The 23,010-nt window shown below is 39.3% G+C and carries 18 protein-coding genes and 4 pseudogenes; 10 read left to right on the plus strand and 12 right to left on the minus strand.

Going from position 1 to position 23,010, the window contains the following annotated elements:
* Positions 1–49: 49 nt before the first annotated feature.
* Entirely contained in the window at positions 50–1,522 is a 1,473-nt protein-coding gene (locus MSWHS_RS09345; RefSeq protein ID WP_048127702.1) for an MATE family efflux transporter, read from the minus strand.
* 1,038 nt (positions 1,523–2,560) lie between these two features.
* On the opposite strand from MSWHS_RS09345, the gene MSWHS_RS09350 reads away from it, so the two are divergent.
* Entirely contained in the window at positions 2,561–3,385 is an 825-nt protein-coding gene (locus tag MSWHS_RS09350) for an alpha/beta fold hydrolase (protein ID WP_048127700.1), read from the plus strand.
* Between the two features lie 126 nt (positions 3,386–3,511).
* Here MSWHS_RS09350 and MSWHS_RS21520 read toward each other — a convergent pair whose 3' ends face one another.
* The 4 genes from MSWHS_RS21520 to MSWHS_RS09370 are packed head-to-tail and all read right to left on the minus strand — an operon-like array spanning position 3,512 to position 4,821.
* Positions 3,512–3,829, minus strand: a complete 318-nt coding sequence (locus tag MSWHS_RS21520) for a response regulator (protein ID WP_082088076.1) — start codon at positions 3,827–3,829, stop codon at positions 3,512–3,514.
* The gene (locus MSWHS_RS21525) at positions 3,789–4,100 is read right to left on the minus strand and encodes a hypothetical protein (RefSeq protein ID WP_048127696.1); all 312 of its coding nucleotides are present in this window, start codon (positions 4,098–4,100) and stop codon (positions 3,789–3,791) included. The genes MSWHS_RS21520 and MSWHS_RS21525 overlap by 41 nt, the downstream gene beginning before the upstream one ends.
* 30 nt (positions 4,101–4,130) lie before the next feature.
* On the minus strand, positions 4,131–4,457 hold the full coding sequence (locus MSWHS_RS21530; RefSeq protein ID WP_048127694.1) for a hypothetical protein: 327 nt from the start codon (positions 4,455–4,457) through the stop codon (positions 4,131–4,133).
* Between the two features lies 1 nt (position 4,458).
* Entirely contained in the window at positions 4,459–4,821 is a 363-nt protein-coding gene (locus MSWHS_RS09370) for a response regulator (protein WP_048127693.1), read from the minus strand.
* 459 nt (positions 4,822–5,280) lie between these two features.
* On the opposite strand from MSWHS_RS09370, the gene MSWHS_RS09375 reads away from it, so the two are divergent.
* Both MSWHS_RS09375 and MSWHS_RS09380 read left to right on the plus strand, forming a co-directional pair.
* Complete coding sequence (locus MSWHS_RS09375; RefSeq protein WP_048158963.1) at positions 5,281–7,869, plus strand: DUF3656 domain-containing protein; 2,589 nt, start codon at positions 5,281–5,283, stop codon at positions 7,867–7,869.
* 227 nt (positions 7,870–8,096) lie between these two features.
* Positions 8,097–8,504: pseudogene (locus tag MSWHS_RS09380) on the plus strand (helix-turn-helix domain-containing protein); the annotation flags it as partial.
* A gap of 32 nt (positions 8,505–8,536) precedes the next feature.
* On the opposite strand, the pseudogene MSWHS_RS19310 reads toward MSWHS_RS09380, so the two are convergent.
* Positions 8,537–9,693: pseudogene (locus tag MSWHS_RS19310) on the minus strand (IS630 family transposase).
* Positions 9,694–9,757: 64 nt separating this feature from the next.
* Between MSWHS_RS19310 and MSWHS_RS21535 the strand changes: the two are divergent.
* The 4 genes and pseudogenes from MSWHS_RS21535 to MSWHS_RS09415 all read left to right on the plus strand — a co-directional run bounded on the left by MSWHS_RS21535 (position 9,758) and on the right by MSWHS_RS09415 (position 16,155).
* Entirely contained in the window at positions 9,758–10,111 is a 354-nt protein-coding gene (locus MSWHS_RS21535; protein WP_052722671.1) for a hypothetical protein, read from the plus strand.
* A 754-nt stretch (positions 10,112–10,865) separates the two neighbouring features.
* A pseudogene (locus MSWHS_RS09400) lies at positions 10,866–12,169 on the plus strand (ISNCY family transposase).
* 222 nt (positions 12,170–12,391) lie between these two features.
* Positions 12,392–13,102: pseudogene (locus MSWHS_RS09405) on the plus strand (IS630 family transposase); the annotation flags it as partial.
* 2,093 nt (positions 13,103–15,195) lie between these two features.
* Complete coding sequence (locus MSWHS_RS09415; protein WP_052722673.1) at positions 15,196–16,155, plus strand: pentapeptide repeat-containing protein; 960 nt, start codon at positions 15,196–15,198, stop codon at positions 16,153–16,155.
* 160 nt (positions 16,156–16,315) lie between these two features.
* Here MSWHS_RS09415 and MSWHS_RS09420 read toward each other — a convergent pair whose 3' ends face one another.
* The gene (locus MSWHS_RS09420) at positions 16,316–16,741 is read right to left on the minus strand and encodes a phosphate-starvation-inducible PsiE family protein (RefSeq protein ID WP_231585363.1); all 426 of its coding nucleotides are present in this window, start codon (positions 16,739–16,741) and stop codon (positions 16,316–16,318) included.
* 275 nt (positions 16,742–17,016) lie between these two features.
* Between MSWHS_RS09420 and MSWHS_RS20955 the strand changes: the two genes are divergently transcribed.
* Positions 17,017–17,313 carry a hypothetical protein gene (locus MSWHS_RS20955; protein ID WP_197073886.1) on the plus strand — a complete coding sequence of 99 codons (297 nt, stop codon included), beginning with the start codon at positions 17,017–17,019 and terminating at the stop codon, positions 17,311–17,313.
* Between the two features lie 36 nt (positions 17,314–17,349).
* Complete coding sequence (locus MSWHS_RS20960) at positions 17,350–17,583, plus strand: chemotaxis protein CheB (RefSeq protein ID WP_197073888.1); 234 nt, start codon at positions 17,350–17,352, stop codon at positions 17,581–17,583.
* Between the two features lie 161 nt (positions 17,584–17,744).
* Here the strand turns inward: MSWHS_RS20960 and MSWHS_RS09435 are convergent, their stop codons facing one another.
* From MSWHS_RS09435 to MSWHS_RS09450, 4 genes are all read right to left on the minus strand, one after another.
* Positions 17,745–18,371, minus strand: a complete 627-nt coding sequence (locus MSWHS_RS09435; protein ID WP_048127682.1) for a PIN domain-containing protein — start codon at positions 18,369–18,371, stop codon at positions 17,745–17,747.
* Complete coding sequence (locus tag MSWHS_RS09440) at positions 18,364–18,816, minus strand: STAS-like domain-containing protein (protein ID WP_231585364.1); 453 nt, start codon at positions 18,814–18,816, stop codon at positions 18,364–18,366. Before MSWHS_RS09440 ends, MSWHS_RS09435 begins: the two co-directional genes overlap by 8 nt.
* 111 nt (positions 18,817–18,927) lie before the next feature.
* Complete coding sequence (locus MSWHS_RS09445) at positions 18,928–19,386, minus strand: DNA polymerase ligase N-terminal domain-containing protein (RefSeq protein ID WP_048127678.1); 459 nt, start codon at positions 19,384–19,386, stop codon at positions 18,928–18,930.
* Between the two features lie 161 nt (positions 19,387–19,547).
* A complete protein-coding gene (locus MSWHS_RS09450) occupies positions 19,548–19,817 on the minus strand; it encodes a demethoxyubiquinone hydroxylase family protein (RefSeq protein ID WP_048130328.1) in 270 nt (89 codons plus the stop codon).
* Positions 19,818–20,408: 591 nt separating this feature from the next.
* On the opposite strand from MSWHS_RS09450, the gene MSWHS_RS09455 reads away from it, so the two are divergent.
* Positions 20,409–22,619 (plus strand): lectin like domain-containing protein, encoded by a 2,211-nt coding sequence (locus MSWHS_RS09455; protein ID WP_048127676.1) that lies wholly within the window; start codon positions 20,409–20,411, stop codon positions 22,617–22,619.
* A gap of 113 nt (positions 22,620–22,732) precedes the next feature.
* Here the strand turns inward: MSWHS_RS09455 and MSWHS_RS09460 are convergent, their stop codons facing one another.
* A complete protein-coding gene (locus tag MSWHS_RS09460; protein ID WP_048127674.1) occupies positions 22,733–22,972 on the minus strand; it encodes a KEOPS complex subunit Pcc1 in 240 nt (79 codons plus the stop codon).
* Between the last annotated feature and the right edge of the window lie 38 nt (positions 22,973–23,010).

Consider the following 23,010-nt stretch of genomic DNA (forward strand, 5'->3'; position numbering starts at 1 on the left):
GCCACTTTTCAAAACTGCAGGCACATAAAATAACATTGGAGGAGTTGGATCACGAGGTTTTCACTTTGTCAACTTGTCTGAAAGTAACAAACCCTTTACTCTCCTCGCTCCCTGCTTTTACGTTGTTTCTGGACACCGACACTACATGTTTTGTGTCTTTTGGTTGTCCAGTTCCTGGTTTTCCATTGTTCCTGAGAAATTCAAATTCCTTAGAAAGCATAACCAGCACCACTACCATCATAATATATTCCGTAGCCGGACCTGCAGACCAGACCCCATCAAGCCCGAAGAACCTGGGCAGGATAAACAGCAGGGGAAAAAGAAAAATGAAGATCTTTCCAAGATGAATGAAAAGTGCTGCTCTGACCCTGTTTATTGACTGATAATAGATGGCAGTGAGAAGCACTGTGCCTTCAACAAGCAAAGAGACCATACAAATGTTCATACCTCTAAGCGTAATTGCCAGAAGTTCGGAGTCGTCCCGGTTGAAAATCTGTACCAAATTCTCGGAAAAGAAGTAGATTAACAGAAATCCTAAAGCTCCGATCAGGATACACGAAAACATTGTCAGTTTCAGAGTCTTCGAAACTCTTTCATAGTAGCCAGCCCCGTAATTGAAACCGATAATTGGTTGTACACCAAGGGCTATTCCTTCAAAGAGCATGTAGAAGATTGAAAAGACAAAACCTATGATCCCGTAGGCTGAAACCGCAAGCTCTGAACCGTATATGAGCAACATGTAATTATGCACAAAGAGCACAAGAGCCAGAGATATCTGCATTACAAAGGACGGAAGGCCTGTTCTGAGGATCTGGAACAGGATTCTTATTTTGAATCTCATGGATTTAACCCGGAGTTTCAACTTTGCCTCACTGCCGAAAAGGTAATAAATGAGCATCAATGCAGACAGAGCAAAGGCAGTTACTGTTGCAATGGCAGCACCGGACATTCCCATTCCCATACGCATGACAAAGAGGTAGTCAAGCACAACGTTTACAACGATTCCGGCAATCATTATGTTCATACAGAGCTTCGGTTTTCCGTCATTCCTTACAAGAGGGTCAAGGGCAATATTAAGGATAATAAAGACAGAACCCAAGAAGATTATCTGCAGATATTCGCGGGCAAGGCTAAGGGCAATCCCACTGGCTCCAAGGAGACTGATTGAGGTTTTACAAAAAATCAGCCCTCCTATGGTAAAAAAAGCTCCTGCAAGAATGCATAAAGGAAAAGCATTGTTCACTATATCCAGTGCTCCCTTTGTATTGCCTTTTCCAAGTTCCAGAGCTGTAAGGCTGGACGAGCCTATTCCTATAATTATGCCAACTCCGATTATAACCAGATAAGGGGGATATATAAGGGTAATTCCTGCAAGTCCCTGGCTTCCAACCGCATTTCCTATGAAGAAGCCGTCGATTATTTCTTGGATTCCTGCAACGATAACCCCCACAACTGCCGGAAAAGCAAACTTCAAGAACAGACTCAAAATGTTCCCGGACCTCATCTCTTCGTCACTTACCATATCCGGGCCTCTGCAAGCTGCAAAACCGTTATTTTGGGAGCTTGCAGCCGGATTCCCGGTCCTTGCTGAGAGAGAAAAGCCCGAGCTATTCCTGCGATAGTTCTGTTCAAAGCAAGATCGGTGACATTATACTTATTCTGAGTTGTACGTTCTTTTAATAAATTTATACGATGTTTATTGGATTTTGTGAATAGTTGCTATAAAGACATTTTTTGTTCCGGATGAAGTTTCAGAAAATATGCAAATAGAAGGTCTAGCTGCTTTGTTGTAGAATTAATTTTCCTGCCTGCGCTGAACTGATAATTGCATATATTCTAAGGGTTGATTACTCATAGGGTTATTTTGCATTACATCTCTGCAACACAATTCTTTCTTTTACAAAACTTCATCATATATTAACCGTCAAAAACGGATTCAATCGAACAGATAATTCTGGATAGAGAATTCTAAATAGGAATTCCGGGTAGGAAATCCTGAAGAAATCCTGATAAGAAATCCTGATAAGAAATCCTGATAAGAAATCCTGATAAGAAATCCTGATAAGAAATCCTGATAAGAAATCCTGAATAGAGATTTCGTAAAAGTATAACCAAAGTAAATTCGCCAATATATAGATAATTCGTCTGATTGGCTGATATTTACGCGCCGCTAAATATTTACGCCGTATTTATACATTCACATTCTCTCCTGTTTTACCAGGTTACTGATCCTGAAGCCAAAAACAAATGTTGTCAGCCTATATCTGAAAAACGATGTGCAAAAGAATATGAGAAACTATATGTTTCTCAGGATGTATAGAGATATATTATCATTAATACTGATTATATTTTATTGAAAGATTATTACGTATATTATATATAGTTCTCTTACATATATAAAAGTTCTGTTAAATTAGATCAATTTTTTTAAAGTGTAAGAAAATCAATTTTATAGGAAGAATCGAAAAATAGTTTTGATAGAACATACTTTCGGTTAACCCCTAAATGGAAAATCAAGACAACAATACTTATACAGAGAGGCAGCATGTAATCAAAAGCAATGAGTCTTAAAAACCTATTTCCTCTGGCATTATTTCTCATATTTCTTGCAGGTTCCGGGTGTACAGATGCTCTACAAAAAGACTCGACTCAACAATTAATGGCTCCAAACTTTTCCTTCGACTCCTCCCCTGTAAAGTATGTTTCTGTTAACGGAGTCGAACTCGGATATAGGGAGTTCGGGTCAGGAGAGCCTCTTCTGTTGATTATGGGTTTTGGGGGAACCATGGATACCTGGAACAAAACTTTTGTGTGGGAACTGGCTCAGGATTACAGGATAATCACATTCGATAACAGAGGAGTGGGATACTCTTCAGATGATGGAGGAAATTATTCTCTTAAACTATTTGCCAATGATACTGCAGGTTTGCTTGAAGCGCTTGAAATTCCGGAGGCAAATGTCTTCGGGACCTCAATGGGGGCATCCATTGCCCAGGAACTGGCTCTCAATTATCCGGAAAAAGTTGATAAGCTTATTTTCTCTTCTGCAACTTACAGCATTAATGCCCCTGAAGCCGGGCTTCTCAAAAGTATGTTTCAGTCCTTTGCCGGCAATTCAGAAATGAGCCCCACAATCCGGAAACAGGCAGATGCAAACCTTAGATGGAACGGCACCTACGAACACCTGCCGGAAATAAGGAGTAAAACCCTGCTTCTGGTGGGTACGGAAGATGAGTATACTCCCCCTGGAATTGATCTTGCAATGGCAGAGAAAATTCAGGAGGCAGAGGTTATTGTATTTGAGGGAGCAAAGCATTCCGGAGAACGCTATTCCCCAGAGAAATATTCAGAGACAACCCTGGATTTCCTTAAGCAAGAAGAGTAACAGATAATTGAAATCTGCTCCTGCTTCTAATAGGATTAAAGGTCAAGATTAAAGGACAAGATTAAAGGACAGGATTAAAGGACAGGATTAAAGGACAGGATTAAAGGACAGGATTAAAGGTTAAGATTAAGGGGTTGTCAGCTTGCTTCTGGATTTTCCACCCTCAACCCCATGAAGTACGCTCAGAAGTCTTCCCCTACTTATGTTTTCTTTCTGCATAACATAAGAGACATTCCTGTTGAGCAGCTCTTTTTCTTCAAAACTCAGATCCTTTGCGGTAGATACGATAATAGGGATATCTACGGTCTCCGGATTTTCGTTAAGAGCTTTGATGACGTCAAAACCCGCAAACTTCGGCATCATCAGGTCAAAGAGAATTGCATCCGGACGGCTGTTTATGGTTTTATCTATTGCTTCCCTGCTCCCGTATGCGCAGATTGGTATATCCTTCCTGCTCGATAATGGAACCGAGGAGCTCGACTATAGCTGGTTCATCGTCCACAATTAAGATTTGAGGAGAAGAGTTTGCAGTCCCTGTTACTTTTGCTCTCTGCAGGCTGGAAAGGAGATGACTCTTTTCCACAGGCTTGGTCAAATGGTCAAACGCATCCAATAGAATGTTGCAGTTTTTATCATCATTCATGGAAAAAAGAGCTTTCTTCCCACTGGAAACCGTAGCAACCCTGTATCCTGCATTCGGGAATGTCTGAACCATTTACGCACTTTTCGGGAGTTTTCCTGCATTTCAAAGGCAGTTCAAATGAAAAAATCGAGTTTTTTCCAGTTTCACTCTCGACCCAGGCCCTGTATCTTTCTCCTTTTTCCCTGAGGATCTCTTCTGCCTGTTCCTGAAACGCCAGGGCATTTTCAAATTCCAGCCACGTCGCAGGAAGAAAATCCCGAGAGCAAAGGTGAGATAGACCGAAAGAGTGAATAAACCCCCGATTTCACGGCGGTTGTATTCTTCAACAAGTAAAAAGATGGACTCAAAAATACCAAAGTAAGAGGCAAAGAATGTAAAGAAATACAGTTCCCATAAAGCAAAAATAATCTCCCCTGCTCCCTGTTCCATTTCATGCGATAAACTGTTCTATAACCGACTTGAACCTCTGAATGTCTATGGGCTTGGAAACGTAACCGTTGAACCCTGCTTTCAAAAACTTTTCTTCGTCCCCTCGCATAGCATGGGCTGTCAGGGCAATAATCGGGATCTCACGTGTAGCGGAATCTTCTTTTAATATATTTAATACTTCAGTCCCGTCGATGCCAGGTAACTGTATATCTAATAATATCATGTTTGGGTTATTTTTTTTACTAAGTACTATAGCCATAGTTCCATCCCCTGCCTCTATTGGCTCATATCCAAATGAAACCAGCAGAGTCCTGACAAGTTCCATAATTAAAGGATTGTCTTCCACAACAAGTATATTTTTCATAGGCAACAACCGCTAAACATCTTTATTTGCATTATGCTCTTAATATTACATCCATAGCCTCATTAACTGTGAAAAGCACCTTCCAAAAATAAAAAACTTTTCCCAATAATACTAACATTTGTTAGTATATCTAGCTTAGTTATTTAAATAAGTTTTAGTATATATCCAAATATATAAATTAATAAATTAATAAAAATAACAAGCTCGAATCACATCAGATAACCCTCACTAAAAACAGGATAAGGAGCAATAAAAACAGGCTAACAGATACTGATCAGCTTTTATTAACATTCCGGACTTTACCATCCATTTTTTATGCGAGAAGCACCTTTACGTTTTAAATCGGCTCTGAACTGATTTGCGTAAGCTCTTTTTTACAGTTACCATACTTTTCAGCTACCGAAATTTTCCATTCACCAGAAATTACAGTTACCCGAAGAAAAATACCCCTGATCAAATATGTCTGACAATAATTATTTTTGCAATCCCCCGGAAATCCTTTCCCCGGTAGGTGACAACGAAGCTCTGCTCGGCGCAATCAAGGGAGGAGCAGATGCCGTTTATCTTGGAGTCGGTGAATTCAATGCCCGCCAGGGAGCCAAAAACTTCACCACTGATGAACTGAAAACTGCCGTTGACCTGGCTCACTCACACGGAGTCCTTGTCTACCTTGCCCTGAACATCCCGGTCAAGCAAAAAGAACTGCAGCACGCCCTTGAAATAGTGGACCGCGCATACGCAGCCGGAATCGATGCTATTATCCTGCAAGACCTCGGGCTTCTCAGGCTTTTGAAAGAGATCTATCCTGACCTAGACCTTCACTCAAGCACGCAGATGACTATCCACAATAAAGAGGGAGTGGATTTTGCAACAGACCTTGGAGCAAATAGAGTGATCGTTTCCAGGGAACTTACCACAGACGAGGTAAAGGATATTGTGGACCACTCAAAAGTGGGCATTGAGGTCTTCGTACATGGAGCCCTCTGCTATTCCTACTCAGGGAAATGCCTTTTCAGCAGTTTTCTTCACGACCGGAGTGCAAATCGTGGAGCCTGTGCCCAGCCCTGCAGGCGCAGATATAACTTTTTGGTAAACGGCAGGGAAATTGACGAAAGGCACATCGGGGGCAGTTACCCAATAAGCTGTGCCGAGCTCTCCACACTCACAGGGCTTGAGGATATAATAAAAACCGGGGTCATAAGCCTAAAAATCGAAGGTCGGATGAAAAAGCCCGAGTATGTGACTGCAAGTACCGCTGCCTACAAATCTGCAGTCGAAGGCATCTGCAAGGCCGGAGAAAACCCGACAAAGGAAGAGCTTGAAGCTAGAGAGGCCGAGCTTGCAAAACTTTTTTACAGGGGCTTTACACGGGGCTTTATCCTCGGGGAAAAAGGCGTGTCTCACCCCAAATACAGTTCAAACTACGGAGCCTTCCTCGGAAAAGTCCTGGACCTCTCCCGTTCAAAAGGGAACACAAAACTAACAGTCCGGCTTGAAGAAGACATCCAGATAAAAGACGGCATAAGCATCTTCACGCGGGAAAAGATGCTCGGTTCTGCGGTAACAGGCATTATAACAATTACAGGCGAGCACGTAAAAAGCGCAAAAAAAGGCGAAAAAGTCGGGCTTGAGATCAGCTCAAAGACAGGCAGAGCCGTCCAGAGAGGGAATGAACTCTATCTCACAACAGACACGCAGCTCCTTGATACCCTTCAGAAAACAAAACTGAAAGCCCTCCCCGTAAGCCTGAAGGCAAAAGCCCGGAAAGGAGAGCAGTTTAAGGTTGAGATCAGAGCAGAAAATGGAAAACGCGCAGAAAATGGAAAAAGCAGCAGAACAGAAGAACCCGCGTATGCAGAGTTTGTAGATGGTTATATCGTTCAGGAAGCCGAAAAAGTCCCAACCACTGAAGAGCAAATAAAAAAGGCAATGGAAAGCCTTGGAGACACTCCTTTCGAAGCCGTCTCCATTGAGATAGAAGCTGACGAAAATATCTTCATCCCTGTCGGCGTGCTGAAAAATGCAAGACGAAAGGCTGCAGGGCTCCTGCTGGAAAAGACTCTTGAGGGGTATAAAAGAGAGCAAAAACACCCTGATCTGGCAGATTTCAATCGCCTGTGCGCTGTAGAAATCAAAGATGAAAATAATAATGAAGGCAGCAAGAATGAAGGCAGCATGAGCAGGACCAGATCAAAGGATACAGCTTCAAATAAACTTCTCCTGAGCGTTGAAGTGCAGGGAATTCCTTATCTCTTACAGGCAGCTGAAGCTGGAGCAGATATCGCCTACATCCCGGTATCACTGTTCGAAGAGCTGATGTCTCCTAAAAACGTGGAGAAGTTTGAGGACCTGAAAGCAGAAAGGATTGAACTCGTTTTCAGGATACCCCGGATAACCCATGACAGCGAACTGACTGAACTAAAACCCCTGCTGGAAAAAATAAGGGATGCCGGCTTCAGTGTGGCATGTTCCAGCCTGGGAACCGCACAGCTTGCAAAAGAGCTTTCCATACCTTTTGTCGCCCAGAAGGACTTCAATATCTTCAATGCTTTTACTGCGAGCACTTTCTACCAGGCGGGAGCATACAGGGCAACCCTTTCAAGCGAATTGAACCTGAGCGAAATAAAACATGTCTGTGAAACTCTCCAGGCATGTGGAGATTCAGGCCAGACCGAAATATTAGTTTACGGCAGTGAACTGATGCTCATTACGGAAAATGATCTCTTAAAGCCCCTCGTTGACCGGAAAATCGTAAGAGAAGATAGCGAAGTGCTCCTTGTTGACCATGCCGGCTCCGAATTTCCCGTCCAGCGCCTTGGCACCCGGACCCTGATATATAATTCAAAGGTGCTTGACATGCTAAAATACGTTCCGAAAATGAAAGGGTACGGTGTGGACGTACTCAGGCTTGACCTTTCGTTCAACACTACTGCCGAGATAGAAGAGATCGTAGGGGCATATAAAGAGGCACTTGCAGGAAAAGAGGCAAAACTGAAACCTATAAGAGGGATTGAATATACGACAGGGCATTACTTTAAGGGGGTCTGAGCGCCCGAGTCGCGCCACCCGAGTTGCGCCACCCGAGTTGCGCCTCGGGAGTACGCGGTCCTTTTCGCTGCGCTCAAGAGGACTTATTTATGGGTTATAGTAGTGAGCTTCGCTCGCTCAAGAAAACTCATTTATAGTTTATCGCAGTGAGCTGCGCTCAAGAGGACTAGTATCGTGACAATATAGTTATGAATCATTTATATACTTTGAATTCTATATTATATCTTATGTTAAATATTAATCTTAGAGATAATAAAGTTATATTCCTTAGAAACTTTATAAGAAAAGGAAAGAAAAATGCAAGATCTCTTACCAGAGCACGTATTCTACTACTGGCAAATCAGGGAAAAGGAGACACTGAGATCGCTAAAGTATTAGGTGTTGGGAGAAGCACTGCTTTAAGGATAAGGAAAAGATATCTTGAAGAAGGTCTACAAAGTGCTTTGGTAGATAAACCAAGATCAGGTCAACCTGAAAAATATAGTGAAAGGCACGTTGCCGAAATAATAGCTCAAGCATGTACAAAACCTCCTGAAGGAAGAAAAAGATGGTCACTTTCACTACTCTGTGAGGAATTAAGAAAAAAAGAAGGCTTTGAAACAATAAACAAAGAAAGTATCAGACTCAGTTCCAAAATCTAGTGCATCGATTCCTAATAAACACCATTTTAGACTGTGATTCCACCAGGCATTTCATCCATTTCTTCCATTTTATATCTCCACGTAAATAGAACTTGCTTTTCGTTAATCTGGTTTATATATTGACTAATTCTTTCTTTTAATTCATTCATTGAGTCTACTCTTATTCCTCTCAACACGCTCCTCACCATTTTACTGAAAAAACTTTCGATGATATTCAGCCACGAAGCATGTTTGGGTGTGAAAACAAATTCAAATTTATCAGGAACCGTCGCCAGGTATTCCCGAGTTTCTTCTGATGTATGAATTTTTAGATTATCCAGTATAATTATGATTTTTTCTTCTAAGTATGTTGACTCAAGTCCTTTGAGATATTCAACGAATTCGCAGCTTCTATGCTGCTCAAATACTTTAGAATAAATTATCCCAGATATCAAGTCAATTCCAGCTAATAGTGAAAGAGTCCCATATCTTTTATACTCATAATCTCTTGCTATTGTAGAATAATGCCCTTCTACTGGCATAAGATCTGGATAAGCATTTCCGATTGCCTGAATACCTGGTTTTTCATCGTAAGAAATAATCACAGTTTTAATTTCTTCTTTTTTTCTTTTTTTTCATTTAGTCTTTTAGCCTCTCTATATGTATTCAGGACATTGGCTGCTTTTTGATCAAAATCGGGATCAACTTTAGCAATGTAACAGCTAATCTTATGTGGTTTTATTTTGCTTGCATTGAGAATCTTTGAAATTGTCCCCTGATTTATCTTCGATAAATCAGGATGTTTCTCTTTGATACAATTCTCCCTGATATATTCAACAAGGAGCCTCTGAGTCCATATTTCATGAGGATAACCAAGATCTTTTGGTTTCATACAAGCAAGTGAGACTACCCAAGCTCGTGATTCAGCACTAATATCTTGAGGTCTTCCACTTCTTGATTTATCTACCAAGCCTTCTTTAACTCCAAGATCCAAAACTCTTTTTATCCATTCTCTCACAGTTTTGTAATCTACTTTCAAATCTCTGGAGATCTCAGTATCGTTTTTTCCCTGATAGCTCAAAAGTACAATCTTGGATCTTTCAACAATGCTTGCAGTTTGATTTCTAGAACGACTTAACTTGGTCAGATAGTCTAACTCTTGTTGAGTAAATGATAATTTGGGACGAAGACTTATGCGAGGCATAAGTACATTTATAGTCTTACTAATATAATGATTTATGCATATAATTCAGAATCGAAGCACTAGTATGTCTTATACTGATACAAAAACATATTCCGTGAGTTGGTATAATTATCTTGGCTCGAAAGTATTTACTGTATACACACAAGGGTATTTTGGGTATGACTTTAATTCTGTAGAGCCTCACCATGTAGATTCGTGGTATCAAAAACATATTATTTTCAATCCTTGGCAGGTTTCTAACTGGCAAGAAGGTGGGCAAGCAATTTCTAGTACTCTTGCAGAAGTTTATTGTAGCGGGCGCTACAGTTGGGGATATACAATCGCTGGTAACTACTTCGCGGTACAGGATAAATATATCAAAGTTTATATAACGTGTAATAGATTTGGACAGACCAGTGGTGGATGGATAGATAATTAATTAAATGATTGCAAAAAGACGGTTATGAAGTAGAAGTATTGGATTTTTAAGTAGAGTTACTGAAAGCTTTTAGCGCAAAATTGCAATACTTTTTCAAATATTGCAATTTTGCTTATTTTTAGATCTAAATTAATGACACTGAGATTTATATCGAAAGGGACTATAACTATATGAATTATAATTTAAACTATAGTGACATTCTAACTGTAATCGAAAAAGATGTGCAGAATATATGATGCATAAGTCCTAAAGATCAATTAACCCAAACCAGATTATTATAAGGATGAGTTTTCTCATGACGAAGAAATCAATTTATAAAATATTATTTATTATTTTTTTTATTATATTTTTGATTTTCGTTGTATCTTTGGTACTATTTACACCAACACACGTTGAATCGGAAATGTCAGTTGATACAGAAACGTCATTTCAAGAATTGCAAGTAAGTAGCTTACTTATGAAATTTGAAGGAACTACTAAACCCGAAGTTAAAACTATTCTCGGAAACTGCAACTCTATAAACGAGCCTGCGACCCTTTTAGACTCTGGCTTGTTACTTATTGACTAGCTAACAAGCTAATCAGTCAGCTATTTATATGAGAGAGGATCTCGCCGAAATTATGGCAAAATTACAGAAGAATAAAACTAATGGTAGTTATGACTCAGTTCCAAAATCTAGTGATAAAAGTAAGTGTAACATCACTACATAAAATTTATAATTTTATAATTATGTAATGATGTTACGGCACAAACAATGGTAACTATAAATCTTACTCTTAATAACTTTTCTGAACTACCGGTTCTTTTAGACTTTTTTGCTCATTTTGGGAACGATTATGAATATACTACACGAGGAATTTTTCATAGAAAAATTCCTCCAGCATGTCCCATATGCGGTACTCCTATGGTTCATAATGGCTATAATTCATACACTAAACAGGGTCTTGGAGGAACCAATATTGGTCGATATAAATGTTCAAATTGCCGTAGTACACAGGAAGAAAATCATAGTTTTTGGGAAGATATGAAGACTTTACTTTTTGATTCATTCAATAATTTTTTCCAAGTACTCAGATACCATAACGTTTCATATGATGGAATTTCTGCTATAATGGATTTCATATATCCAAGATCAAGAAGCACTATTTTAAGAGCATTCAACAAAGAAATGAAACAAGAAAATGTTCCAAAATCTGAAAATATACGCATAGTGCATTATGATGAACAACACCCAAAAGAAGGACGTTGCCAGAAATACCGTTTAACCATACTGGATGCTAAAACCCAAAGGCCGTTAGCAGATGAACTTTTTGATGACAAGAGTTCAGATACCATTAAAAAATTTCTACAAAAAAATCTCGATACATCAGAGTCTGTGTTTATAGTTACGGATTTTGATAATAAGTATCCTGAAATCTTAAAGGAAGTTTTTGGGAATAATTTAGTGCACCAATATTGCTTGATGCACCTGAACAAGCTTATATTAATGATTTTCCAAGGAAAATAACAATTGAACAGGAATTATTGAAATATAGATTATTGAACATATTTTACAATCGTGAAAATGAGATTAAATTCCTGGAAAAGCTCCTATCTGAGGAACTTAAGGTGATTAATAATGAAAAAAGACATAAAAAATGGATTAAAAGGGCAAAAATAGAATTTAGTCAATTTAGGCAAGAATTAAAGCTTGGAAGAAGACGAAATAAGGAGAATCTTCCACTTCACAGTATTGAAAAGTCAAAAAACAACTTTGACAAATTAATGGAACAAATAAGAACATATGACGAAGTGATTCAAAAACGATTGTGGATGATCAATAAACACTGGTTTAATCTTACTTTGTTTCATTATCTTCTTGGAGCTCCAGCGACAAATAACCCTATTGAAAGTTATTATTCAAAAAGTCTAAAAACTGATAGCAAGAAGCAGTTCAGAACCAACAAGGGAATTGAGAATCAGATAAAACTTGCTGAAATGAAAAGAGCAAATCTACTCCAGAAACCAGAAAAATCACTCATGGAGTTGTTCAGATTATTTACTCCATTTAAGCTGTAGTGAGTTATTTTTATCTAAATTTTACTTAAGGGAATAGCGGAGCGTATCGATTTTAGTTGAAAAAGTCAGAAAAAATATCAAATGAATAAACTGATTCTTTGGCATTCTTGCCAAAGAATTTGTTTCTCAAGATTATTGCAGCTTTTTCAGGTAGTAGCAGAGAAAATTGTAGGTTTAAGGGAGGAACAATAAGAGAAATCACTAGATTATGGAATTGTGTCAAGTATCAGACTTATTTTGAAAAAAAGCAAAATTAAGCCCTGACTGAAAAAGATGTGGTGCATTAAGACAATTGATTCCGAATACAGAAAGAGGATGTACGATGTTCTTGACCTATACGAAGAAGATTACGACCCGAAAAGACCTATTGTCTGTCTCGATGAGAAACCAAAACAACTTATCGAAGATAAGATAACACCAATTCTAATGAAGCCTGGAAGTCCAGAGAAGTATGATTATGAGTATATAAGGAATGGAACAGCAAACATATTTATGGCTGTGGAATTCAAAGCGGGAAAAAGGATAACTCAAGTTACTGAAAGAAGAACAATGATAGATTTTGCACAATTTATGAAAGATCTTGTTATCGAAGAATATTCAAAAGCTGAAGTCATCAGACTGGTTACGGATAATCTAAATATCCACAAAGAAAAATCATTCTATGAGACATTTAGCGAAGAAGAAGCAAAAAAGATACTGGAAAAAATAGAGTTCCATTACACACCAAAGCATGCGAGTTGGCTAAATGCTGCAGAAATAGAGATTAATGTGATGGATACACAATGTACAAAAAGGCGAATACCTGACATAAAAACACTTAGCAAAGAAGTAGATGCATGGATGCAAAGAAGGAATAAGAATAAAAAGAAAATAAACTGGAAGTTTACGAAGAAGAATGCTGATGAGAAGCTGTCAAAACATTATGTGTCATAATTAAATTGTCACGATACTAGATTATATATCTGACCCGTACCACGTCATTCGCCTTATTATGTCGTGTTTGTCACACTCGACGCAGGAGAGCGGTCTTTCCGATAAAGAAGAAGAAAAAAGCAAAAAAGTAAAAGCTGCTAATAAACTTGGAAGTAAGAAACGAGAACCAAACAGGTCAAAGAGACCGAAAAAACGGTAGTGAGTAAACCAAACAAAAGTGAATTCTACTTGAAAAACACTCTTTCTTAAACCTCTTTTTTATTTCTCTCTTTTTTGAAAAACCGCCAGACAAGCTGGCGGAGGCAATTATATTTACCTGTGAATTGAAAAGCAGTTTCGGGGGTTAAGGAAAGTTTTGCCCTCAACCCAGAGCCCTTCTTATTTTCCCCATTTTGGTAAGGGTCGAGCACACAAGCTGCGAGACTTCCTCATCCATGCAGCTCCCTGCCGTACCCGCCTGCAGGAGGTCAGGCTGCATCACCTCAAGCAGGATGCGGTATGAAGGTTTGGGCCTGGTTTCAAGGTGAAAGTATCTCGCAAAACCTCGATGTCTTTACGGACTTCCTTAAAGCATGCTCCGGAAAGGAAAAGTGAAAAAATATTGAAAAGGAAGGGAATTTTGGAAATCAACTGTGTAAATAGATTTGAAGTGAAATCAAATATGTTCTGTAATCAATGTGAAGAAGCACTTTCCGGAAAAGGATGTACGAAAAACGGGGTATGCGGAAAGTTCTGGCTTAGTTACATACCTTTTGTTAATAAATTTTTAAAGTAAGAGAAAATTAAAATCCATCTTACTCAACTATTTTTTCCCAGTCTAATACCCCGCAGCTTGCTGCGGTGTGCGCCAGTTTGAAATTTGTAGCAAAACCCACTGGTGACATTACCTGGTAGAGACGCAAATACCTTATTTTACATACCTCTGAGAATAGCGTGAATTTAAGAATGTTCATAAGGTTTATGAAAAATAAAGACATTATAAAAAAAGTTAATATTTCCAAAAATTAGTTAGGAAATAGTTGGTAGGATTTTGAGTCCCTTTCTAAAGTTCCTACTTATGATCCAGCCCAAAGATCAAGAGGAAACTCTATTGTTATAACTCCCTATATATAATAATACGATTATACATTATATGATCAATATAAATAATTTATTCTGATTTGAAATTTTAAAGTATTTAAAATACATAAAACTACAGGAGATGTAGTCTGATTTTATGCATCCTCAACTTGATGTACATTTCCAGCTTAAAAAATAAATTTTTCCAAAAGACAAAAACTACAATTAATATAATGAGTTTATCCTAAAACTATTTTTGTTTTTAGGAGTCGTCACAGAACAAACTATGCACAGGTTTCAATTGGGTGCCTTGATTTTCAAGATCAATACCACCAATTGAAAATTAACTTTATGAAAAATCTGCCTAATCTATTTTGTGACGGTTACTTAGCAATTACCATTTTTCAGGATTGTTTTCATAATTAGAGTAGGACTTAAGCACTTGAAAATTAAAATCAGATGCATATGAGTTTGTAAAAAGTAATGACTTTTAGATTGTTTGATATTTTATGCTATTTATTCTCAGTTCACAGCGTAAGTTCTATACTGATAAGCTTTAGATCGGGAGCAAATCCATTCATAAAATAGGGCTCGATTTACAGACTTTGCAGGTCTGGTTCGGATCTGCAGTTTCAAAGTTGGAACCAGGACACAAGGCTTGACAGGGCAATCTTTTCTCTTAAAAGGTTGCTGTCATGTTCCGTAGGATCAGGACCAGAACAAGAATTGGTAATGATAACGTTTTTTATACAGGCCTTCCATGTTCTTAAGGATCAGGATATTCCTGATAGGTCAGAGAGCTGCAGATCCTTAAGTATCAGGGTATCAAAGGCCTTCCGGATCATAGATGCAAGACCTTAAAAGCCTTTCATGACCATGACAGATCTAATAGACCTGGACTGTAAATCGATACAATTTTAAAAGCTAAATCCTGAAGAGCAGAAGATATCTTCCTAACATGGTAATGTTTATTTTAGTTCACAATTGATAAAAGGCAAACAAAAATTTCGTGTTAAAGGAAAAGAGGTTAAGACATGTCTGACCTTAAAGAAGCTGACCTTAAAGCGGGCAACCTTGGAAAGGCTAACCTTAAAGGAGCTAACCTTAAAGGAGCTAACCTTCTAGAGGCTAACCTTAGATGGGCTAACCTTGAAGAGGCTAACCTTAGATGGGCTAACCTTGAAGAGGCTAACCTTGAGGGAGCTAACCTTAAAGGAGCTAACCTTGAGTGGGCTAAGCTTGAAAAGGCTAACCTTGAAAGGGCTAACTTTGAAAAAGCTAACCTTAGAGGAGCTAAACTTGAGTGGGCTAAGCTTGAGGGAGCTAACCTTAGAGGAGCTAACCTTAAAGAAGCTAACCTTGAGTGGGCTAAGATTGAAAGGGCTAACCTTGAAAAGGCTAACCTTGAAAGGGCTAACCTTGAAAAGGCTAATCTTGAGTGGGCTAAGCTTGAAGGAGCTAACCTCGAGTGGGCTAAACTTGAAAGGGTTAACTTTAAAAGAGCTGACCTTAAAGGAGCTAACCTTGAAGGGGCTAAGCTTGAAGAGGCTGACCTTCTAGAAGCTAACCTTAGATGGACTAAGCTTGAAGGGGCTGATCTTAAAGGAGCTAAACTTGAAGGGGCTAACCTTAAAGGAGCTAACCTTAAAGGAGCTAACCTTAAAGGAGCTAAACTTGAAGAGGCTAACCTTGAAGGGGCTAACCTTGAAGAGGCTAACTTTGAAGAGGCTAACCTTAAAGGAGCTAATTTTAAAGGAGCTAACCTTAAAGGATCTAACCTTAAAGGAGCTAACCTTAAAGGAGCTAACCTTAAAGAAGCTAACCTTAAAGGAGCTAACCTTAAAGGAGCTAACCTTAAAAGGGTTGATCATTTATCACTTGACCATCTTTCTAAAGTGAAAACACTTTATGATACAAAATTAGACGAAGAACTCCTCATAATATTAAAAGAGAAGTGCCCTGCCCTTTTTGAAGTACCTGATTACGATGAATGACCGGATACTTTGCTCATCTCCTCAAAACTATTTATTTATCTCTTCTTTAAGACTATCTTAGATACTCTTTAAATGCCTCTAATGGATTCATCTAGCATATCCTGAACGTTCAATAGAGAATCCGAGAATTAACCTTTACTTTTTTATGAGGGCTTAATTATTATTTGGGTGGATATTTGACAGTTAGGGCCCTTACTATACCCAATATCAACAGCAATGCCGATAGGCCTAAAATAAATTGATAATCAAATCTTTGGGCATATACCCCTGCCGCGATTTCACGCATGACTATTAAAATCGTAGCATCGGTTACATATGTAATTCTGATTTCTTCATGTTCACGAAAATCGACAAAAGTCTTGAAAAGGTCAATAAGAACAAAAATTGTGAGGACACTGGCTACTATCTGGCCAAAACCACCCCCAAGAGTCCCGAATAGAATTGACTTGATATCCTGGAGGATATTTATCACCCCCACAAGTAGCGCCAGTAGCAGTATATAAAGGATGACAATAGTGACTAAATCAATTATTATTTTAAATATTTTGTTTTGATCTATCATAAATATTTTATAAAGATCTTTCATTTAACTCCCCACCCATAAAAAAATTATGATTTCTTAAATTCCAGTTTTGATATATTGGTACTCCTATAATACTGAGTTAATATTATATGAGCTCGTCCCAAAACAATTTCATTCCATTGGTCATCGGTTAAGGAATTTTCTTGCCCGAAAGCTATCGATTTTGTACCATAAATCGATCTCAAACTTTGCCCTCTTTACCTAAAATCGATACTTTGCTCCAGCCTATATTATATTAAAATTTTAGATAACTATTGTAGAAATAGGTGCAATTTATCATGATTCCTCACTTAATTTCCTCACTTAACCAGAGATACATGAATTTTTTTCAAAGTAGATATGGTCAAAAAAAAGAAGCCACAGGCAAAGAGGGAGAGCTGCATACTACAGAAGAAGCCTCCATTAGTGAACATCCTGCTCCGAATGCAGACTCGAATAAAACCCCAAAAGAGGACTTTCCCATCATGGGCATCAGCGCATCTGCTGGTGGGCCGGCTGCGTTCGAAAATATATTTCCAGCTATTCCCAACGACACCAATCCCGCAGCATGGCGTTTATCCTGGTGCAGCACCTGACCCCTAAACACAAGAGCATTCTCGCAACCTGACAGGATGCACCTGACAGGATGCTATACACGGATGCCGGTTTATGAGGTCAAAGACGGAATGGTCGTCCAGCCTGACTGTGTCTACGTCATCCCGCTTAACCACGACATGATTTTTCAGGCTGGTACGCTGAAGTTCCGGAAACTTACCGCAACCAGCGACTCACCAAATATAATATTGGATGCTCTATGTCTATTGCCACTGGTTTTTCAGTTAAACTGCAGAAGATCTGTGCTTTGAAATATCTCCTAAAATTGATAATGTTTATGGATTCCATAACTCTAAGCTCATCTTAAAAAATAGAGAATAGGAATGTGCTGACTGTAAAACTAAACATGGGAAACCCATGAATCTAATGGATTACTCTCCTCACATTCTTTAAATCAGATATTATTTCCTGCTCACCTGTGATGAAACAGCTTCTCGTTTGCGGTCAGGATCTCAACACCCATGTCGCTGAAGTCCTTGTCGTGGGTTACAAAGACCAGGCCTTTTTCGCGGCAGATTTCTGCAAAGAGAAGGTCATTAAAGTCGTACTTTCCCTGCTCAAAGAAACGCATGATTTCAGGCAGGTCTATAACTTTTAAATCGGGGTCGCAGGCAAGGGTATTTCTGAGGATTTTTTTAACGTTTGAGGCGATATCTACAGCAATGGGACGAAAGCTTAATGAGTTTCTGAAATCCTTGAACCTTGAATAATCTGTCTGCTGTTTGAACTCGATTCTTGAGAAGGCATTAATAAATTCCGAGATAATCATGCAGTTTATATAGATAGTGCCGTTTGATTCCCGGATTTCTCTTAACATTCTGGAATATATGGCAGACCTCTGGTCAGGCCAGCCTATAGGACCGTAAATATAGAGCCAGATATTGGTGTCAAAAAAATAATTCTGTTCGGCAGGAAAATCATACGTCGCTGTGGAATGGATAGGAGCAGGGCTCGGCTTTACAGGCAGGGTTTTTCCAGGACGAAGTTTCACACTGCGCCTTAAAGGATAAACTGTTGCGCGGTGGATACTCTTATGCATCTTCGCCTCCGATCACATCCCTGAGAGCCTTTCTGCAGGAATATGCATGTTCAAAATAGCCTTTTGCTCTCTCCATGACTCTCTTTATGGAAGCCTCATCTTCAGGGTCAAGGTCCGTAAAAGAAAGGTTTTTCTCAATCAGTTCAGCCGGAAAAGTTCCGTAAAGTTGCCCCACAGCTGCGTTCAGAAAGGCAGGTGTAATTTCGTTAGTCTCTGCAAAAGAGAGATCAACCTTCCTGTTTTTGTGGAAATCGTCTGCAATCCTGTCATGCACTTTTTGTCCATCACAGGCTGCAACACAGCAACTGCTTCCTGCAGTCTCAATAATTCTTACTTTCACCCTCTCTTCCGTAACTTTCCCCATATTATCACTCCTGCATCTGTTTAAGAAGCCCAGTTTGAGTCTAAGGTATGAGCCTGTAAACCCCTGCGTCAGAAATTTCATCGTGTCTATTTACCCTGATCAAGCTGCCCTTAAGTTACTTTTAAATTTACTATCAATAATCTTTATCGGTTAACTACAAATTATATTAATCAGTTGAGTTCCAATAACTTTTCAATCGGCTTTTTTCTTAAAAAAAAGCCACCCTTTACCCTTTTTACCGTAGTTTGTCCTTATCAGCACATAAACCCCTTTCAGCCCTTCCCCCTCAAGTGTGACAGTAATTTCTTTCTCGTTACGCTTCAAAAGCTCAAAAGTACCTTTATCCCAGATTTCAACCTTACCGGCTCCGTACTCTCCTTCTGGGATTTTTCCCTCAAAATCGGCGTATTCGAGTGGGTGGTCTTCAGTCTGGATGGCAAGCCTCCTGATGCCGGCTTTTTTAGGCGGCTCCTTAGGGACTGCCCAGCTTTTCAGGACTCCGTCCATCTCCAAGCGAAAATCATAATGAAGGTTGGTTGCATCATGGCGCTGGACCACAAAAATAGGTTTACCGGAACTTTTTTCTAACTCATTAACTGGAGGTTCGGAGGTCTTTTTAAAATCTCTCTTCTTCGCATATTCCTCAAGCATGGAAGATCAATAGAAAATATGGCGGTGTCGGGTATAAATGATTATGTGGTAAAGCTTAAAAAAGAGGCTTGCGAAAAAGATACCTGAAAATCTATGAAGAAAATTCATATAAAGTTAAAAAAGCCATATAAAGTTAAAAAAGGTCTCTAACTATTTTTCATTTATCTTCTGGCAAGTGCATAATCTGCATAAATCTTTAAAAACTCCTCATCAGTCTGAAGGAGCACGGTCTCAAACATGGCTACATGAACCTTTTCCTCCCTGGCGATGTCAAGGAGAATTGTACGGATCTCCTCGTTTTTTGTCAGGTTTGCCATCTGTTCATAGATGTTTATAGCATCCAGTTCTGCGATCATTGCGGCTCTCAGGATTTCCTTATCAAGGTCTTCCTGGCTGGTATTCTCAAGGTCTGCAAGTGTTTCCGAAAGCAGGCTTTCTCCCCCCTGTAAGTATGCCTTATAAGAGTATGGGAAGGCAAACTTAATGTCTCTTTCTATTGGAAACACTCATTAGAACAGATCCTTGTTAAACATTAAATAATCAGAAGAAAGACCACAACAGTATCTACAAATTAACTTATTTTTGCCCCTTATAATGAAAAGATAGTTTTCCAAGAATAAAATATGTTAAAAAAAATCTAATTTTACTATATATATATTTTTGCATTCATACCAATTTATCTATTTTGAACAAAAAGGAAATATCAGGCTATTAAAACCTATTTTTCGAAAATATATTCATATTTAGAGGCTATTTAATACAAAAAAAAACTTAATTACTTTTTGTAAAAAATATATGCTGTTAGAAAAGAACTTGTACATAAATTTAATAAATTAACAGTACTAATACTTATTCAAAAGAAATTTACTGGGGAATATTAATTATACTGATGATTGATGAAGATCCACTTATGATTTGTATATAGTCCAGAGATTTGAATCTCGAAAAAGCCCTCTGTACAAGTCACTCCGTACTATCTCAGCCAGTTATCTAAAAATCGATACTATCCGAGGCCGAAATTCTTGAAAAAAATAAATTCCCTCCTGCTTGCACTTACAATCTTATTTTCGTGTTTTTCCGGCAGCCCGAGTTTTGCTGCCGGAAGTACCGAAAACTTCGAGCCGTCCCCTAAAAATACATCTCTTTCAGAACCTATGATTGAAACGGCTCCTCTGAACCCCGAGTTTCTGGATCTTGAACGATCAGATCCAGCTGGTTCCTTCTCACCTTCTGACGGCAGGGGCATTTCAGGCACTGGATATACTCCTTCTCCGGTAAGCCTATCGGGGCTCTCAAAGCCTGCGGAAAGGCTATTGTTCAGGGCATCAGGTTCGGAACTCCCTGAAACCTATGACCTGCGTGAGGAAGGACAGGTCACCTATGTGAAGGACCAGGGACAGACCGGAAGTTGTTGGGCTTTTTCGAGCCTTGAATCCCTTGAATCTTATATCCTGGGGACAGAAGGAGAATATCGAGATTTTTCCGAAAATAACATGAAAAATTTAGTTACAAAATATTATTCAGACGGTTTTGACCTTACTGTCAATGACGGTGGGAATGCCTTCATGTCCATGGCATATCTTGCCCGCTGGTCCGGGCCTGTAAACTACTCCGAAGACCCTTTTAGCGAAACTTCTACCTACTCTCCGACAGGACTTCCTGTGCAAAAACATGTCCAGGAAGTGCTTATACTTCCCGGGAGAACTGGACCCCTGGACAATGAGGTGATCAAAGAAGCTCTTATGGATTACGGAGCTGTGTACTCCACAATGTACTGGAGCTCGTTTTATTACCAGAAGAATAACTGTACCTATATATGCACAGATTCAAGTAATGCCAATCACGCAATAACTATCGTAGGCTGGAACGATTCTTTTGATAGGAACATGTTCAAACAGGTACCCCCCGGGGACGGAGCTTTTATTATAAAGAACACCTGGGGAGAAGCCTGGGGAGAAGAAGGATACTTCTATATTTCTTACTATGACACCAGGCTCGCATACAAAGAAAACGCCGTGTTTACTGCTGCAGAGAAGGACAACTTTGACTGCATTTACCAGTATGACCCACTCGGATGGATAACCTCTTTTGGATACCCTGACTCTGGATATTTAACTGCCTGGGGCGGCAATGTATTTTCTTCGAGAGGAAACGAAAAACTTGAAGCTATAGGATTCTATACCACAGATCTTGATACGGCTTATGAGATATATGTTTACAAAAACCCGACTAATGGCCCTCTTAACCAGGAAAGGAATTTTGTTGTAAAAGAAAACGGAACATGCTCATTGCCTGGCTACCATACTCACCTGCTGAATTCACCAGTAAACCTGACTTCCGGAGAGAAATTTTCAGTGGTTATAAAGTTCAGCAATCCTTTCTTCCTGTACCCTCTTGCAATTGAGCAGCCATTTTTCGGTTATAGCAGCAAGGCACAGGCTAATTCCGGAGAGAGCTATCTAAGTTCGGATGGAGTCAACTGGAAAGACCTGACATCAGAGGCTGGATGTTCAGAAGCAAACCTCTGCATAAAAGCTTTCACTACTGTTAATGACCTCCCTGATACTGACTTTTCTTCAAATATCACCAGCTGGGTTTCTCCTCTTACAGTCCAGTTTACCGATCTCTCGCAGAGTGCCTTTTCCTGGGAATGGGATCTGAATGGAGACGGAATTGTGGACTCAACAGCCAAGAACCCGGTCTACACCTATAGCTCCTACGGAAATTATACTGTCTCACTGAATATAAGCAACAGGAACGGGCCTGACTCAGAGACAAAGAGCAATTACATAACAGTGACTCCACTCACTATTCTCTCTGCAAACCCAGGGGAAAATATCACGACCTATGAAGGGGAGGAGCAGGAGTTCAGTATCAGCACAAACCATGCCAGCACTGTAACCTGGTACCTTAACGGAGTGGTAAAGCATTCTGAATCCGGTGTTAAAAGCAGTTCCTATTCCGGTGCTTCCTCTCCCGGAATTTATAACGTTACCTCAAGGGCCTTAACAGGGAGTGAAACGGCTATACGCACCTGGAACTGGACAGTCCGTGACTGGAACCCCTGGGACAATTCGACCTCTCAGGGAGGAAAAAATATAAGTACAGAAGAACTCCAGGAAGCAATACATGTCTATAAAAACAGTCTTCCGGTCCCTGCTACAGAAGTAGAACTAACGAGTGAAAGGCTCGAGAAACTTATAAAGCTCTGGTATGAAGGACATGCAAATTAAAAAACAGTTTAACAACAACCGGGAAAGAGAATCCAGATTTCCCGTTTCTTTTCTTAATTTCATTTCTTAATTTCATTTCTTAATTTCATTTCTTAATTTTTACTTTTCCCTTCTTATTTTTCGTTCTCCAGAGTCTGTTCAACTCCCTCTCCTATTTTCACATTCATAAGAAAATCGTCAACGGTTGCAAGAAGAGAGCCAATTTTTTTGGAATGAAACCACACAGCAACTCTTTCATCACTGATTTCACTTTCCATACTCCTCAGGTTGTCCGGGGAAAGGGCTTTCAGGATTCTGGCTGCAGACTTTCTTGACTTCGGGTCAGAGAACTCAATTGTACCTGTGATTTTCATAAACATGCCCCATGCGTTTTTAAATTTTCCTTTCTTTT

Origin of the sequence: Methanosarcina sp. WWM596, assembly GCF_000969965.1 — an archaeon.
In the GTDB taxonomy this organism is placed as follows: Archaea; Halobacteriota; Methanosarcinia; order Methanosarcinales; family Methanosarcinaceae; genus Methanosarcina.